Source organism: Priestia sp. TRM10, from assembly GCF_057808375.1.
Map to the genome: position 1 here is coordinate 63,705 of NZ_JBJZOT010000016.1, position 16,116 is coordinate 79,820.

Genomic DNA, 16,116 nt, shown 5'->3' on the forward strand with positions numbered 1-16,116 from the left:
GTGAAGCATTCTACCCTTTTGCAAAAAATAATCAAATAAATATAGATAAAAGAGGACGTTTATGAATTCATAAACGTCTTTTTTATTTCGAGAACAATCGTTTAAGAGCAAGAGTTAACGTCTTATGACTAAATAAACAAACAGTAAAGAGATGCTTGTATAGTTTAGATATAGAACAACACGTTCTAAAAAAATAACGAGGTGAATGAAATGGAAAAAAACAATTCATATGCGGGTCCAAGTTTTGAAGAGTTAACAGTAAAGGAAATGGAAACAATCCAAGGAAGTGGAGATGTTCAAGCTGAAACAACTCCGGTATGCTTCACAATTGGTTTAGGTGTAGGAGCATTAGTTTCAGCAGCAGGTTGCTAACAAGAACTAAAATATAAAAACTAAAAAATAAAAAGGAAGAGGAGAATTAAAATGAATAAAAAAATGAATACAGCAGGTCCAAGTTTTGAGGAATTAACAGTAGAAGAAATGGAAATGATTCAAGGAAGCGGAGATGTTCAAGCTGAAACAACACCAGTTTGTGCAATAGCAGCAACAGCTGCAGCAAGCTCGGCAGCATGCGGTTATGTTGGTGGAGGAATCTTTACAGGTGTAACAGTTGTAGTCTCACTAAAAAGTTGTTAATTAAAATAAAAAGAGAAGAGGAGAATTAAAATGAATAAAAAAATGAATACAGCAGGTCCAAGTTTTGAGGAATTAACAGTAGAAGAAATGGAAATGATTCAAGGAAGCGGAGACGTTCAAGCTGAAACAACACCAGTTTGTGCAATAGCAGCAACAGCTGCAGCAAGCTCAGCAGCATGCGGTTATGTTGGCGGAGGAATTTTTACAGGCGTAACAGTGGTAGTGACATTAAAAAGTTGCTAATTAACCCTAAAATACAAAATCAAACAGATTAGAAGTATACAAATAAAAAGTATACTTCTAATCTATCAATGAGAGGTATCTATATATGTTAAAAACTGTGGAAAAAGTAGATGATAAGAACCTAGTATTAGGATTAACAATAGAAGAGCGTGCGAATTTAATTGAATTTCATAATGATGAAAATGACCGGCTAGAAGCTTGGTTAAATAGAAAATCTCTTTTGAAAAATAGTGATCTAGAAGAATTGATGAGCAAGCAATATAACGGAATAGATACATTTAAAAGAGGCATTAAAGTAATAACAGAGTGGGATAAGGATGTTCTATACAAATACTTAAAGGAAACAGAATGGTACAAAACTTATCATAGTATATTTGATTCCTATGAAGAAGAACACATTGAAGAGTTAGGATATGATTTTACATATGCCATTCGCTACTTTATTCAATATGTAAAGAAAAGCATCTTCAAAGTGTTAGATAATCACAGATCTTATTCTTTTACAACAGAAGCTGTAATCGCTCTTTTACAAGGGTATTGTGATGAAGTAACGGGTATTATGAGTAAAACTCTTGCAATTGATATTCAGTCATTTAAGCAAGAAAATGAGGTTATGGGAGATACTCCTGAAGAAAGATTTCAATCTTATTTAGCTAAAAGGTTTAGCAATGTAGAAAATACAAAGAGCTTCTATATTGAGTATCCTGCTTTATTAAGATTAGTAACTGAGCGAACAATTTTCTTTATCGATAATATGAGCATGTTTATCAAAAGTTTAGAAAAAGAGAAAACAGAAATTCAAAAAACATTTAAAATCAAATCTACGCAAGTAGCAAAAATCCATTTATCAGCTGGTGATTCTCATAATAAAGGAAAAACAGTCATATTGGTGCAATTCAGTGACGATAAAAATTTAGTATATAAGCCAAAGAATCTTTTATATGCTAGAGAGATTAATACGATCTTCTCTTACTTTAATGAAAAATATAACAGTTCTCTTTATACCCTAAAGCGCATTCTAAGGGATAGTTACACGTTTGAAGAGTTTGTAGATCAATCTTCTTGTCGAACTGAAGATGAAATCCGTACTTTCTATAAGAATTATGGTCAACTTATTGCTGTTGCTTATATATTAAAAGGAACTGATTTTCATTATGAAAACTTGATTGCATCAGGAGTAAATCCGGTCTTAATAGATATTGAAACGTTCTTTCAGCAAACGCCGCCTATACATATGGGTATGAATGCAAATGTACTAGCTAAGTTAGAACAGATGGACTCTGTTGCAGTTACTGGGTTAGTTCCGTTTGAGATTTTAAAGGATAGATCTGAGAATGGTGAAAAAGGCATTAATATTAGTGCCTTAAGTGGAGGCGTACAAAAGGCTCCATTTAAAGTACTAAAGTCCACAAACCTAATGACAGATGAGATGCGGTTTGAATATCAAGATCACTATATTAAGGGCTCTAAAAATTTACCTTTATTAAACGGAAAAGAAGTAGCTTACAATAACTATACAAATGAGATTATTGATGGTTTTAAAACGTTTTTGAATATGTGTGTTATGGATAAAGAAAATTTAAGTACAGTAGTGGAACACTTATTTAATGGTGCCTTAGTGAGAAACGTAGTTCGCCCTACGCAACGTTATACAGATTTACTTCAGTTTTCTTATCATCCTACGTGTATGATAGATATGATTGAGCGAGAGAAAGTTCTTCAAAATCTATGGGCCTATCCATATACAAATAAAGACATTGCTAGAATTGAATATGAAGAGATGCTCGTTGGTGACATTCCTCAATTTTTTAATATCACAACAGAGCAGCATCTTGTAACAAATGAATCCGAGAAGCTAAAAGGTATTTATGAAGGTAATGTACTTAATAAAGTTCTCCAAAAGATTAATAAACTGGATGATAAGAGAGTTGATCAACAGGTAGCTTACATTTCAACAGCAATGGGGACGTATGACCGTTATCTTCACTTGAAAGAAAGTGAGAACCATAAAGATAGAAACTTTAGTAATAGCGAGATTGAAAAGGTTATTAAGGAGATTGGAAGAGAGTTACTGGAGGAAGCCATTATAGATCATACTTCTAAAACAGTAACATGGTTAGATATTAGAATGACCCAAGATTGGACTGTTGAACCTTTAAATAATCAGTTGTATGACGGTTTGCCAGGCATTTACTTATTCTTTGCCGCATTAGATTATATGACTGAAGGAAATGATTATAAAACAATAAAACAATATCTTAAAAATACTATGTATACAATTTATGTAGAGCGTACACTGTCAGCATTTTTAGGAAGCGGAAGTTTAATTTACCCTCTTCTTGTTGATTATTCATTAAATAATGATACTGAATCTTTACAAGTCGCAAAAGAGATTGCCGATAGTTTGATGGAGAATTCACCAGAGGAAGTTAATCAAGATTGGATTCAAGGTCAAACAGGCCTAGTTGCAGTATTCATGAACTTATATGAAATAACAGAAGTTAAGAGTTATAAGCAATTTGCTCAACAGCTATTACAAAAGCTCCACAAGGCACCACAGGGGGAATATATGGGGTTTGGACACGGAGATAGTAGTTTGTACTATGCTTTATCTTTAATGGATGATAAAGATGTTAAGGGAATTAAGCAGATTATAGAGGCTGAAGATAAATATTACTCTAAAAGCGAAAAAGGCTGGCTTGATCCGAGATATAAGGAGGGCAAGATAAAGAATGCTTGGTGCCATGGAAGCCTTGGAATTTTATTAAGCCGGTTGGCAACTGAACAGAAGCTTAAAGAAAGTATAGATAGAGTTGAGGAAATCAAAGGAATGGACTATCTCTTTGAAAGTAAAGAAGATGATTGCTTATGTCATGGAAATATGGGGGACGTAGAATTATTAATTCAGCTTTGTCATTCTTATAATGATCCTTCATTAAATGAAATGTTAGAGAGCAAAGTAAATGATATATTGTCATATCGTGATCATAACGGACACTTCAAACTGCAAGGAACAAAAGGCTTTAAAGCAAAAGGCTTATTTACAGGGCTAGCCGGTGTTGGGTATCAACTTATGCGTTATCTCAATCGAGATATTCCAAACGTACTTTTGTTAGAGGCTCCAATCCTCGAAAGGGAAGGTAGATCATGAAGAAAGTTCAGTTCATAGAACAAGCTGAGCATAGTGAATGTGGTTTAGCCTGTGTTGCTATGATTTTAAACCATGCTGGAGCCCAAGTTCGTATACAAGAGTTGCGCGATAAATATGGAGTGCCTAGAGGTGGCTATAAGCTTACAGACTTAAAAAATATGATGGAGGAGTTTCAAGTCACAACTGCTGCAATAAAAGTTTCTGCAGAAGCTGTTGGGGACTTGAAAACTCCCTTTATAGCATTTTGGAATCAAAAACATTACATTGTTGTAGAAAGAACAAAAAAACAAAAGGTTCTTATTTGTGATCCAGCTACAGGAAGAAGATGGATTGAACAACAAGAATTTAGAGAGAAGTTTTCACAAATTGGCTTAATCGTAAAGGAAGTTGGAGAAACAAGCCGATTTGTTAGCGAAAGAAAAACTAACTTTCTTGTAAGTTTTCTCCTAAAGAAGTTTAAGAAGCCACTTCTTCTTCTGTGTGGATTGACGATGATACTACAGTTATTTAGCTTAGCTGTTCCAATTACAATTCAAAAGTTGATTGATAACACTTCTTTCTTAAATGAATTCTCTATTGGCACATTCACATTGTCAGTAGTCATTGTTGGATTGAGTTACTATGCTCTCCAAACTTTCAGGGGGCTTATAGTGGCTATGTTTCAAAAATCCTTTGATTACGAGCTAATGACACATTTTATGGGGAATATGCTTAGATTGCCTCTTTCCTTTTTTATTAATCGTTCAACAGGGGAACTCATCTTTCGATCAAACCTTAGTGTCTATATTAAACAAATTTTAACGCAGAAAGTAGTGTTATTATTTGTCGATAGTCTATTCTTAGTATTCTATATTGGTCTAATGTTCTATTACTCTAGTGTACTTACTACTATAAGTCTAGTGATAGCTGCTGTAATTGTTTTTGTTTCAGTTGTAAATACAAAGCGAATTAAGAACTTTGTAGACTTAGAACTTATTGAGCAGGCAAAAGTGCAAAAAAGTATTACGGAGATTATTGAAGGAATTGAAACAGTTAAAACTACAGGAACAGAGAAGAACTTTTTTGATAGCTGGAAGGAGAATTTTCAGAAACAAATTTTTATCACTCAAGAGAAGGAAAGATTCCAATCAAAGTTTGGTACTATCCCTCAAACATTACAATTTCTAATGCCTTTGTTTCTCCTTTGTACGGGTCTATCACTAGTAGGACAGAATCAAGTTACACTTGGTATACTTGTTGCTTTTATTTCACTATCTGGGTCTTTTCTTAATCCAGTCATGAGTTTATCAGGAGTATACAATGATATGGTGATCTTGAAGTCCTATTTTACTAAACTTGAAGAGGTTATTCATTATCCCGTTCATACATCTAACTGTAAAGAAGTTGAACTAGATTCTTTTAGGGAGATCTCTTTAAGGGGAGTAGAATACTCATATAGTAAGTATGATAAGCCAGTTATTCCTCAAATAGATCTCCAGGTTAAAAAAGGTGAGAAAGTAGCTATTGTTGGACCAAGTGGTTCCGGAAAAAGTACAGTTTTAAAGCTATTAGCAGGACTTATTCATCCGACAAAGGGAGCCGTCTATTTTAATAAAATAAAGCTTGATGATGTATCAGAGAATACAAAAAATGAAAAGATTGCAACAATTAGTCAATCTCCTATGGTTTTTAATATGTCTGTGAAAGACAATATCACCTTAAATAAACCATTTGATTATGGGAATAAAGAGGACTGCAAAAAAATGGAGAGTGTACTTGAAGAGTCTGATGTGCTTTCCATTGTGCGGCATTTACCGTTAGGAATTGAAACAATGGTTTCGGAACAAGGAGCTAATTTATCAGGAGGACAAAGACAAAAAATTGCCTTAGCGAGAAACCTATATAGAGACCCAGAGCTACATTTACTTGATGAACCAACTTCAGCTTTGGATAATATCTCAGAGAGACATGTAATGAAAACTTTATTTAAAAAAGATACAACTGTCGTAGTAATAGCTCATCGTTTACAAACGATTAAAAACATTGATCGAATTATTGTGATGAATGAGGGAGAAATAGTAGGCGATGGTAGTCATGATTACTTAATGAAAACGAATGTTTATTACAGAAACCTCTATACGGAGGAACAGAAGATGGAGGGAGTATCATGAATTATAAGAAGATTATTATAAGTTTTCTTATTACAATAAGTTTAGTGATCAACGTGCATGTACCTAATAGCTCGGCTTCATCTTCTGAAACATCATCTTTAACCTTTATGCTTAAGGACGAAGCTGAGTTTAATGAAAAATTGAGGGAGATACAGCGTATTGCTCCTGACGCAGAAATTAACAAAATAAAAGAGCTATATTTGATAGAAACAAACAATTTATCCCTAGCGGAATTTTCTAAATTGAACGAGCCTTCTAATGAAGATAACCTTGTTGGACAGTTACCAGGTATCTATGTTGAAACAATAAATGCAGATAGCGATGAACAGAACTTAATCTTGTCTGATCATTACGAAAAGTTTAATTGGGGATACAAACGCATAACAGGTAGTCTTTCGGAACTGGATCAACCTAGAAATATGGCAAATGTAAAGGTTGCCGTAATCGATAGCGGAATCGATGAAAATCATCCACTCTTAAAAAAACACCTTCTTAAGGGGAAAACTTTTGTGGAAGGAGATCCTTCATTAGCTGATGATTTTGGACATGGCACTTCTGTATCGGGGGTCATTACTACTTTGGCCCCCAATGTCTCTATAGTTCCTTATAAGGTTATTGGGGAAAAAGACGGTGAATCAATGTGGGCGTTGCAAGCTATTGTAGAAGCAGTAAAAGATAATGTAGATGTAATTAACCTAAGTTTAGGTACTTACAAATCACGTAGTAAGGAAGATGAGCAACTTATTATAGAAGCATACGAACGCGCAATCCACTTTGCCAAGAAAAATAAAGTTACTGTAGTTGCTTCCTCTGGGAATGAAGGCTATAACCTTGATAATTTAGCCAAAGAGGAAGGGAAGCTTCATTTACCGGGTGGCTTACCTAACCTAATTACAGTAGGAAGTACACTAAGAAATCAATCTATAGCTCCATATTCCAATTTTGGTCAAGAAATTGATGTTACAGCTCCTACAGGTTATTTTGGTGAAAACTATGAGACTAAGGGAGAAATTAATGTAACAGAAATGATGTTAACGACATTCCCTACTTCAAAGGAAAACACTTTTATAGATCAAGCGGTTGGTTTACCAAAAGGATATACTCTTTCATTTGGAACAAGTCTAGCAGCTCCTCAAGTATCAGCTACAGCTGCTCTACTTATAGGAAGTAGCCTTGATGGTGGGAAGAAGATCAATCCAAATAGAATAGAGAAAACAATTTATAACAATGCGAAAGATCTTGGTGATAAAGGGAGAGACCCTTACTTTGGCTATGGAGAACTTGATATATATTCAACATTATCAGATGTGAAATGAGGTAATCACCATGAAAATATTAAAAAGTCCTATAATGGCTTTTAGCTTTATATGTATCATTCTAATTTCGATTTCGGTTTCTCCTTTAAATATTGCAGGAGCTTCTGAGAAAATTCTCTGGCTTGCAATCTGCTTATTTTTGACACTTCTTATACATGAATTAGGTCATATGGTTGGAGGGATATTAACTGGTTCTTCATTATTACAATTAACAGTGGGTCCTTTCACTGTACAGCGTAATCATAGTTGGAGATTAAGGCTGAATTTTAATAATCAATGGAGTCATATTGGTGGCATAACGATGTTACAGATTGATAGTAGGAGTGAAAAATTCCCCCAAAAAACAATTGTAACTTTCCTAGGGGGGCCGTTAGCTAGTCTCATGTTCTCTATGTTCATATTTGCTAATGGAGAATTTCTATATTATTTAGGGGTATTCAACTTCTTTATATTTATAGTGACTATAGTTCCTTATAACTTTTCTGGTTTATTCTCTGATGGTTTTGTAATCATTAAATTTCTTACAAAGGATACTTCTTTCATTACGTATCATAAGATGTCTAAAGTTTTGGTTACTCCAGAACAATCTGTACAATGGGATCGCTCTTTACTTGAAGAAAGCGCAAGTATAGATCCAAACACCTTATCAGCGAGTAAATTGCCTTTGTACATGATGTTTTTATTCTATGGAACAGTAGCAGTGGGGGATAAGAGATATTTGAGAAAATTTATTCATAGAATTAAAACCAATGAACTAGAGAAAATGAATAAGGTTTATAGAATAAATATTATGCACTTCTATCTTGCTTCCCAATTCATATTAGGAGAAGAGTTAACATTTGATGAAAACGATTTTAAAGAGGGACCTACTATTGACGTAGTTTCCAAGCTTCGCACGATGAGTATTCTTGAACAAGTGAAAGGAAAGCAAATCAATAATACCAAGACATACGTTGACTACATAAAGAGAAACAACACAAATCGGTATGCCTTTTGGAATGCGGAAAAAGTATTTGTCAAACAGTATTTGTCCCAGCATGCATAGATATTGTTGGATTTAGATATCTTGAGGAGGAGATTTCTATGAAAATGTGCATAATATCAGAATACAGCTTATTTCTAGAGAGTCTAACATCAACATTGAAGTTGAAAAATCCTAATTTAGAGATATCTACTATTCACTATAAGCAACATGATTATTTTAAAGAGTTAGAAGTTATTATTCAACAAGAGGTCAAGGTAATTTTAATTGATGTGTCTTCCATTTCCTTTGAGTTTCATCTGGATTTAGCAAAATTGATAATGAAAAGATATCCACACATCACCCTGCACTTTATTGCTAGTGAAAGATTAAATGACCTTGCCCAAAGAAGTGTTGAAAATGGCATTAAAGCATTCCATAGCAAGCACCTTAAGGTGGAGGAATTATTAGCATTTCTAATGGATGATAAGAAAGAGCCAGAAATTTTGATGAATGATGATTCTTCAGGACCTTTTAAGGAAATTGAGTTGAACATTCTTCAATTATTAGGGAAGGGTCATACAATAACATATGTTACTGAGAGACTTGGACTCTCCTCTCACCGGTTGGAAGGATATTTATCTTCTATTACGAAACGGCTTGGTGTCCATAGTTATCAAGAAGCCATACAAAAAGCTTTCAATCAACAGCTGATAAACATTGATTAAAATGTTGCGGTAGATTATAGAATTCAAAAGTTTAGTTATCAAATAGTAATGAATTAGGAAAAAAGAAACGATAATTATTACGTTTACGTGTGAATTTTCTACGTTTACGTAATGATTATCGTTCTTTTTATGTGATAATTATTAATTTTAGAACGTTTAGTAGGGATTTTTCTGTAAATAAAAGAAAAGTATTACAATAAAAGTAAGAAAAGGGGGAGGGAAGATGGAATTAACTCATCGTGAAGAAAGAATAGTAGCGTATTTTTCTAAACAGCTTCAGTTAGAAAAGGTAGATCAAGTAAGGATGATTTTTGGATGGAAGCTATTTATTGCCGATTTAAAGAAACTGCTCATTGTTTATTCATTAGCTCTCTTACTAAATTGTTTCCTAGCTACACTTTTAACTCACGTATCATTTTATATGATTAGACAAGTCGCATATGGATTTCATAATAAAAACATCTGGATATGTACGATAGTTAGTTGTATGATGTTTCCACTTTGTTCACTAATATTAAGTGGGATAGAAATCTCAGCTACTCTAAACTTCTTTATTTATTTCATTTCCATCCTTCCATTGCTATTCTTCGCTCCAATAGGCACATCAGTTAACTCAATCATCAATGATAAACACAAGGCTTATCTTAGAAGGAAACTTAAATTTAGATTAATTTTAATCACTTTGCTTATCCTTTTTATTCCAAGCACAATAACCAAATACCTTGTTTTTGGAATCGCTATTGAAAGTATTAGTGTTATAGTATCCACCATCTTAAAAGGAGTCGATCAAAAATGAAAGAACGTATTGAAAAAATGGTTATGAAAATTTTTGGCTTATCTTTAGTTAAGTTAGGGACTATTGGTACTACTCAGATGTGTGCAGCTTTATTCCATGAAGTTGAAGTACCAGAGGAGTTAAAAGAAAATATTAAATTTTAAACATTCTTTCAATATCTTCCTGCATATCATATAATTACAATATAGGTAATATGTAGGGGGGATTACTGTTAATATTAATTCAGGCTTAGCAACAGCTATAAATATACCTATTCAATTCCTATCTATCATTATTATAAATAGTTTTTTACAAAGTTATAAATTAACAGCAAAAGATTGGACCTTAATTTCTTTCTTTATTGTAATACCTACATTTTCACTTTTTTATATAATCCATACAGATGCGGCTTTTTATCTTATATTTATGACAGCAATTTTCTTCTATTGGAGATTAAAAAGTCGCGTTACAGTTTTACATGTTATTGTTTCATTTATTTTAGCCATTATAGCTGATCATTTAGCTTCTTTGATTTCTTTAGAGGTGATTGGTAATATCCATTCAGAGATTGTCTTTATTATATTTAGAAATCTTATCTTTTGTTCAATATTATACATATTTGTCCTTTTATATAAAAAAGGGATAAAGTATATTCTTTCACATCATATGATAAGTCATAAGCTTCTGCCATTTATTACACTTATTGTATTACTCACCTTGATTGTCTTCTATATGAATATTTTTGCGATGTCTGATAAGAGTTCGTTTATCAATATAGCATCAAATTTATGGGTTTTTATATTGTATTTAATTCTAATAACTGTTCTATTTGCATTGATGTTACGTTTATCAATTAAACAGTATAAAATAAAGCAAAAAGAGAAAGAAAATGAGAATTTTGAGCTCTATGTAAAATCTTTAGAACAAGCTAACAATGATATGAGGAAGTTTCGACACGACTATGTGAATATTCTCTCTACATTAAGAGCGTATATTGACGAGGGGGATAATGCAGGTCTTAAAGAATACTTCAATAATCATATATTAGCTACACAGCAAAAGATTGTAGATCACAATTTAACGTTAGGTAGACTGAATAACCTTGAGATTAAAGGAATAAAGGGCCTATTAACAACAAAGATTATCCAAGCCCAGGAAAAGCAAGTAGAAATTGATTTAGAAATTACAGAACAAGTGAAGTTCATTAACATGGATACTATTGAGCTCAATCGAGTTTTAGGAATTCTATTAGATAATGCTATAGAAGCTTCTATTAAACAATTAGGACCAATGATAAGAGTAGCTTTTATTAATCTAGAATCCTCTATTCTCATTGTTGTACTTAATAAGATTACGGATCCGGCAATTAAAGTTCATGAGATTTATAGAGAAGGCTATTCTACAAAGGGACCGAACAGAGGGGTCGGATTATCTATATTAAAAGAAATTGTATCAAGAAATGAACATATTACATTAAATACAAGGATAGACAATCAATATTTTATCCAAGAATTAGAGATAAAAGAAAGGAACATAAAAGATGGAAGTTATCATATGTGAAGACAATCCCAAGCAATTGGAAGAAATAACATCTGCCATTAGTAATTATTCATTTATGGAAAACAATGGAATTAATGTTGCTTTATCAACGACGGATCCTTTAGAGGTCTTAGAGTATGCTAAAGAAAATAAAGTAGACTGTTATTTTCTTGATATTGATCTAAACAATGATATGACAGGAATCAAGTTAGGTAGCGAGATAAGGAAAAATGATCCTCTCTGCAGCATTATTTTTGTTACTACTCATTCAGAGATGACATATTTAACTTTTATGTATAAAGTAGCTGCACTGGATTTTATCATAAAAGATGACAATGAAATGTTAAAAGAAAGAATCTTATCGACTTTAAAGGAAGCTTTTCGAAGATATTCTCAAATTGGAAAGAGTGAAGATACAAATAAAGTACATTTGAAAATAGGGGAGAGAACACGCAATATAGACTATAAAGACATTTACTTTTTCGAGTCTTCCGTAAACCTTCATAAAATTATTCTACATTTGGAAAATGAACAGATTGAGTTTTACGGAAAGCTAAAAGATTATGAGAATCTTGATGGTAACTTTTATCGATGCCATAAAAGTTTTATTGTAAATAAACAACATATAGCAGAGGTTAATTCTAAAGAGAGAGAAATCTTAATGACAAACGGGGAAATTTGTTATGCATCTAATCGTCTCATCAAAGGCATAAATAATAAAAACCTTCAAGAGAATAGATGAATACAGAATCTAATATGTAAAGCTAAAACCTAACCTATACTTTATAGATTAGGTTTTTTGTATGTTCACTTTTAGAAGGACAGCCTCTAAAGAGTATTTAAGGTTTTGAAGACTATATTTTTATGGAACATCGCAAAAAATATCAAAAATATTGAAAATGTATGTGTTAAATTATGGATAGAAGGGGGAGGAGAGATGCATAGGGAATATGTAAAAGAGGTCCACAACATTATTCAATATATTGAAGATAACATTATGAACGAGCACCTCTCAGATCATATCGTAAAAGAGCTAAAATACTCCCCTTTTCATTTTCATCGTATCTTTCAACGGATTGTAGGAATGAGCGTTAGCACCTATATAAAGAAACGAAAGATGACGTATGCTGCAAGTGACTTAATGAGGGATGAAGAGCGCATCTTAGATATTGCTCTTAAATATTGTTTTTCTTCACAGGAGGCTTTTACACGTGCATTTCAAAAAATGTATGGAATGAGCCCTGGAAAGTACCGGAAGTATGCTCGGAAACTAATGATGAAAAGGGAGGAAAAGAGAGTGGATTACAATTTACCAAAAGGATGGATGCCAGCAGGGACACATCTTCAATATTACGATATGGGAGTCGATTATAAGCAAGTTCATGAGGGAAAAGCATCAGGCTATATTACAGGAGAGGAAGGAAGTAATGTTGGGTTCGCAACAATGGGACAAACGTTTAAAGCAACCAAATATAGAGGGGAACGAGTGCGTTTTTCAGGATTCTTGAAAACGGAAAATGTCAATAATGGTGCAATGCTTTGGATGCGAGTGGATGGGGAGAACGGGGAAACAGTAAATTTTGATAATATGGAAAATCGTCCTGTTAAAGGAACAACAAACTGGAATCAGTATGAAGTTGTGCTTGATATTCCAGAGAGCAGTATTGGGATTGCCTTTGGAATAATGCTTGCTGGAGAAGGAAAAGCATGGGTAGACAGCCTTGCTTTTGAAGTTGTCGATAAAAACGTACCAGTGACGGCTGCAAGTATTGGAGAGTCTATTCCTGAAGAGCCAGTAAATTTAACATTTGAACTGTAAAGATAGAAAAGCTGCATCCTAAGCAGCTTTTCTATGTATATAGCGAGGAAATGCGCATATATATTTCTTTTAAGAATAGAAATGTGTATAATATAAAACGTAATGGTTACGATTTGTGTCTATTTCTAGATAAGAGGTGATGATAGTGAATGAAAAAGGTTTGCAACTTCTTGCAAAAGGAATTATTGCGCGTTTGCCTCAGCAAAAGAGAATGATGTATCAATATATTGAAAGCATGGAAGACCAGCTTGCAGCGAAATGTGAGACAAAAGAACAATTTTTATTTTCACTTGTTGAAGAAGCACCTTATGAACAAGGAGCTAAATTATTTGGAATGAGCTTAGATGAATTTATACTTATAATGAAGGAAATTGAAGACGAAATTAATAATAAGCTTGATCAAAAAATAAAGAATTGCAAGTGGATTGATTATACAGATAAGATACAACTACATAATAAAAAGCATCTAGGAGGAACCAAGTTTTTCTTACTTACAATGTAAAAAAGAGCTGTAGTGACAGCTCTTTTTTAATGCCTCTTAACAAGCATCTTTTGAACTTCATGAGATGATAAAGGCTGACTAAAATAGTAGCCTTGACCAATATGACAGTGGTTTTCACAGAGAAATAAAGATTGATCTTCATATTCAATTCCTTCTGCAACAACATAAAAATCGAGATTGCGACCCATATCAATGATTGTTTTGATAATGGCTGAAGTTCGATCTGTAGAATTTAAATTTCTGACAAAAGATTGGTCAATCTTTAAGCTGTTAATAGGAAGTTGATATAAGACGCTTAAAGAGGAATATCCTGTTCCAAAGTCATCAATGGCAATTGAAACACCTAGAGCTCGGAGCTTTTTAATAGAGTGTTTTAGACATGCTAAGTCTTGAAGAATACTTTCTGTAATTTCAAGCTCCAAGTACTTTGGGTTAAGTCCTGTTTTTTGGAGAATTTGATTTACAGAAGAGACAAAGTCAAACTGCTGGAGTTGCTTGACAGATACATTGACGGCAATACGAAATGGTTCATATCCTTCATCTTGCCATTGTTTATTTTGCTGGCATGCTTGCTCAAGTACCCATTTTCCAAGGGGGAGAATTAAATTAGTCTCTTCTGCTAAGGGAATAAATTCTCCAGGAGAAATAGGTCCGTATGTTGGATGATTCCATCGCAGCAAAGCTTCTAGTCCCACAATCTTTTTAGTTTCTAAATCAAATTGTGGTTGGTAGTTAAGATGAAGTTCTTCACATTTGATTGCCTTTCGTAAATTCTTTTCCAAAATTGATTTGCGTTTGTTTTGTTCTTTTAGCTTGTTTGTGAACAATTGATAGTTGTTTTTTCCCTTCTTTTTAGCGAGGTACATCGCATTGTCTGCATTTTTTATGACCGTTTCTTTAGATGCTCCATCGCTTGGATATAAGCTAATACCAATTGAAAGAGTTGTGTAAATCTCTTCATCACTTAGTATGAAAGGCATGGAAAAACTATTAATAATTTTTTGAGCGATTTCAACAGCTTCTTCTTGTGAGCTCTTTCTCAACACAATAATAAATTCATCTCCAGCATAGCGAGAAATAATATGATCACGTTCAACAAGCTCACTCATTCGTTCAGCAACAGCCCGAAGCAGTTCATCTCCTGTTTTGTGCCCAAACGTATCGTTTACAGACTTAAAACGATCCAAGTCTAAAAATAAAAAGGCTACTTCTTCATCTGTATTTTTCAAAAGCTTTTCAAGGGATTTATATAGACCGTTTCGATTTAGTATCCCTGTTAAAAGATCATAGTAGGCAAGGTGGTAGATTTCTTCTTGGGCTTTTTTCTGAGGGGTAATATCTGTTCGAATAGAAACATATTCATATGGCTTTCCTTGTCCATTTAGAAAAGGCACAATTGTCGTATCGACCCAATAATAAGAGCCATCTTTTGCTTTATTCTTTATTTCACCTTTCCATACTTTTTTCTTAGTAATGGTTCTCCACATGTCTACAAAAAACTCTCTAGGATGGTGATGGGAATTTAAGATGTTGTGGTTTTTTCCAATAAGCTCTTCGCGACTGTATTTAGATATCTTACAAAAGGTATCATTAACATATGTGATAGTTCCTTTAGAATCTGTAATGCCAACGATAGAAGATTGATCAAGGGCATACTTCATACTTTTTAATTCTGCATTTTTAGCAGAAAGTTCATTTAGTGTATAATCTAATGATTTTTCCATTGTTCTTTGCTCTGTTATGTTATGTTCAAGTGAAACAATTTCAGTTAGATGATTATTTTCATTAAAGAAAGGGATGGCAATTGTATCAACCCAGTAATAAGATCCGTCTTTCGCTTTGTTCTTCATTTGACCCTTCCAAATGCTTCCTTCCTTTAAAGTTTCAAGAATATCTTGATAATATGAACGAGGATAGTAACCAGAATAGATAATGTCGTATGTTTGACCAATAAGTTCTGCTTTTGTGAACTTAGAAATAGAGCAAAACTCTTCATTTACATACGTAATTCGGCCTGTCCCATCCATCTTACATAAAATACAGTCATCAAGATTTGTTTTAGTCTCTTCTATTTTAATAGGATTCTGGCTAGTCTTCGCGATGAAACGTTCAGCTTGCTTCAATTTCCATTGCTCCTTACGTTTATATATTTCAGCTTCTATACTTACTCATCATATATCATTAATTAAGTCTTCAAATTGATGAGTAAGGAAGAGGACAGCATGTAGAATAAAAGAATTTAACTCTACAAATAAAACAATAAAAAGATTATATTTACATTATTAGCTAAGAAATG

General features: G+C 33.2%; 15 protein-coding genes. 14 read left to right on the forward strand and 1 reads right to left on the reverse strand.

Annotated features, from left to right (window positions below):
• The first annotated feature begins 210 nt into the window (after positions 1 to 210).
• From ACK3CR_RS24525 to ACK3CR_RS24590, 14 genes are all read left to right on the forward strand, one after another.
• On the forward strand, positions 211 to 372 hold the full coding sequence (locus ACK3CR_RS24525; RefSeq protein ID WP_040060799.1) for a mersacidin family lantibiotic: 162 nt from the start codon (positions 211 to 213) through the stop codon (positions 370 to 372).
• 63 nt (positions 373 to 435) lie between these two features.
• The gene (locus ACK3CR_RS24530; RefSeq protein WP_094041302.1) at positions 436 to 636 is read left to right on the forward strand and encodes a lichenicidin A2 family type 2 lantibiotic; all 201 of its coding nucleotides are present in this window, start codon (positions 436 to 438) and stop codon (positions 634 to 636) included.
• 42 nt (positions 637 to 678) lie between these two features.
• Positions 679 to 879 carry a lichenicidin A2 family type 2 lantibiotic gene (locus ACK3CR_RS24535; RefSeq protein WP_094041300.1) on the forward strand — a complete coding sequence of 67 codons (201 nt, stop codon included), beginning with the start codon at positions 679 to 681 and terminating at the stop codon, positions 877 to 879.
• A gap of 85 nt (positions 880 to 964) precedes the next feature.
• A complete protein-coding gene (locus ACK3CR_RS24540; protein WP_488976247.1) occupies positions 965 to 4,030 on the forward strand; it encodes a type 2 lanthipeptide synthetase LanM family protein in 3,066 nt (1,021 codons plus the stop codon).
• On the forward strand, positions 4,027 to 6,180 hold the full coding sequence (locus tag ACK3CR_RS24545; RefSeq protein WP_488976248.1) for a peptidase domain-containing ABC transporter: 2,154 nt from the start codon (positions 4,027 to 4,029) through the stop codon (positions 6,178 to 6,180). The genes ACK3CR_RS24540 and ACK3CR_RS24545 overlap by 4 nt, the downstream gene beginning before the upstream one ends.
• On the forward strand, positions 6,177 to 7,496 hold the full coding sequence (locus tag ACK3CR_RS24550) for a S8 family peptidase (RefSeq protein WP_488976249.1): 1,320 nt from the start codon (positions 6,177 to 6,179) through the stop codon (positions 7,494 to 7,496). Before ACK3CR_RS24545 ends, ACK3CR_RS24550 begins: the two co-directional genes overlap by 4 nt.
• A gap of 10 nt (positions 7,497 to 7,506) precedes the next feature.
• On the forward strand, positions 7,507 to 8,541 hold the full coding sequence (locus ACK3CR_RS24555) for a site-2 protease family protein (RefSeq protein WP_488976250.1): 1,035 nt from the start codon (positions 7,507 to 7,509) through the stop codon (positions 8,539 to 8,541).
• Positions 8,542 to 8,579: 38 nt separating this feature from the next.
• The gene (locus ACK3CR_RS24560; protein WP_488976251.1) at positions 8,580 to 9,185 is read left to right on the forward strand and encodes a helix-turn-helix domain-containing protein; all 606 of its coding nucleotides are present in this window, start codon (positions 8,580 to 8,582) and stop codon (positions 9,183 to 9,185) included.
• A gap of 223 nt (positions 9,186 to 9,408) precedes the next feature.
• Entirely contained in the window at positions 9,409 to 9,981 is a 573-nt protein-coding gene (locus tag ACK3CR_RS24565) for an accessory gene regulator ArgB-like protein (protein ID WP_488976252.1), read from the forward strand.
• Positions 9,978 to 10,124, forward strand: a complete 147-nt coding sequence (locus ACK3CR_RS24570; protein WP_488976253.1) for a cyclic lactone autoinducer peptide — start codon at positions 9,978 to 9,980, stop codon at positions 10,122 to 10,124. The genes ACK3CR_RS24565 and ACK3CR_RS24570 overlap by 4 nt, the downstream gene beginning before the upstream one ends.
• Before the next feature lie 637 nt (positions 10,125 to 10,761).
• Positions 10,762 to 11,520 (forward strand): sensor histidine kinase, encoded by a 759-nt coding sequence (locus ACK3CR_RS24575; RefSeq protein WP_488976254.1) that lies wholly within the window; start codon positions 10,762 to 10,764, stop codon positions 11,518 to 11,520.
• Complete coding sequence (locus tag ACK3CR_RS24580; protein WP_488976255.1) at positions 11,501 to 12,241, forward strand: LytR/AlgR family response regulator transcription factor; 741 nt, start codon at positions 11,501 to 11,503, stop codon at positions 12,239 to 12,241. Before ACK3CR_RS24575 ends, ACK3CR_RS24580 begins: the two co-directional genes overlap by 20 nt.
• 195 nt (positions 12,242 to 12,436) lie before the next feature.
• Positions 12,437 to 13,318: a helix-turn-helix transcriptional regulator gene (locus tag ACK3CR_RS24585; RefSeq protein WP_488976256.1), complete on the forward strand. Its 882-nt coding sequence runs from the start codon at positions 12,437 to 12,439 to the stop codon at positions 13,316 to 13,318.
• 145 nt (positions 13,319 to 13,463) lie between these two features.
• The gene (locus tag ACK3CR_RS24590; protein ID WP_243515391.1) at positions 13,464 to 13,820 is read left to right on the forward strand and encodes a hypothetical protein; all 357 of its coding nucleotides are present in this window, start codon (positions 13,464 to 13,466) and stop codon (positions 13,818 to 13,820) included.
• 26 nt (positions 13,821 to 13,846) lie between these two features.
• On the opposite strand, the gene ACK3CR_RS24595 is transcribed toward ACK3CR_RS24590, so the two are convergent.
• Positions 13,847 to 15,943: a sensor domain-containing protein gene (locus tag ACK3CR_RS24595; RefSeq protein WP_488976257.1), complete on the reverse strand. Its 2,097-nt coding sequence runs from the start codon at positions 15,941 to 15,943 to the stop codon at positions 13,847 to 13,849.
• Positions 15,944 to 16,116 lie beyond the last annotated feature (173 nt).

Bases quoted from the DNA above. Each gene is read 5' to 3' on its own strand.
- ACK3CR_RS24525 (WP_040060799.1), top strand. From the start codon at position 211: ATGGAAAAAAACAATTCATATGCGGGTCCAAGTTTTGAAGAGTTAACA.
- ACK3CR_RS24530 (WP_094041302.1), top strand. From the start codon at position 436: ATGAATACAGCAGGTCCAAGTTTTGAGGAATTAACAGTAGAAGAAATG.
- ACK3CR_RS24535 (WP_094041300.1), top strand. From the start codon at position 679: ATGAATACAGCAGGTCCAAGTTTTGAGGAATTAACAGTAGAAGAAATG.
- ACK3CR_RS24540 (WP_488976247.1), top strand. From the start codon at position 965: ATGTTAAAAACTGTGGAAAAAGTAGATGATAAGAACCTAGTATTAGGA.
- ACK3CR_RS24545 (WP_488976248.1), top strand. From the start codon at position 4,027: ATGAAGAAAGTTCAGTTCATAGAACAAGCTGAGCATAGTGAATGTGGT.
- ACK3CR_RS24550 (WP_488976249.1), top strand. From the start codon at position 6,177: ATGAATTATAAGAAGATTATTATAAGTTTTCTTATTACAATAAGTTTA.
- ACK3CR_RS24555 (WP_488976250.1), top strand. From the start codon at position 7,507: ATGAAAATATTAAAAAGTCCTATAATGGCTTTTAGCTTTATATGTATC.
- ACK3CR_RS24560 (WP_488976251.1), top strand. From the start codon at position 8,580: ATGAAAATGTGCATAATATCAGAATACAGCTTATTTCTAGAGAGTCTA.
- ACK3CR_RS24565 (WP_488976252.1), top strand. From the start codon at position 9,409: ATGGAATTAACTCATCGTGAAGAAAGAATAGTAGCGTATTTTTCTAAA.
- ACK3CR_RS24570 (WP_488976253.1), top strand. From the start codon at position 9,978: ATGAAAGAACGTATTGAAAAAATGGTTATGAAAATTTTTGGCTTATCT.
- ACK3CR_RS24580 (WP_488976255.1), top strand. From the start codon at position 11,501: ATGGAAGTTATCATATGTGAAGACAATCCCAAGCAATTGGAAGAAATA.
- ACK3CR_RS24585 (WP_488976256.1), top strand. From the start codon at position 12,437: ATGCATAGGGAATATGTAAAAGAGGTCCACAACATTATTCAATATATT.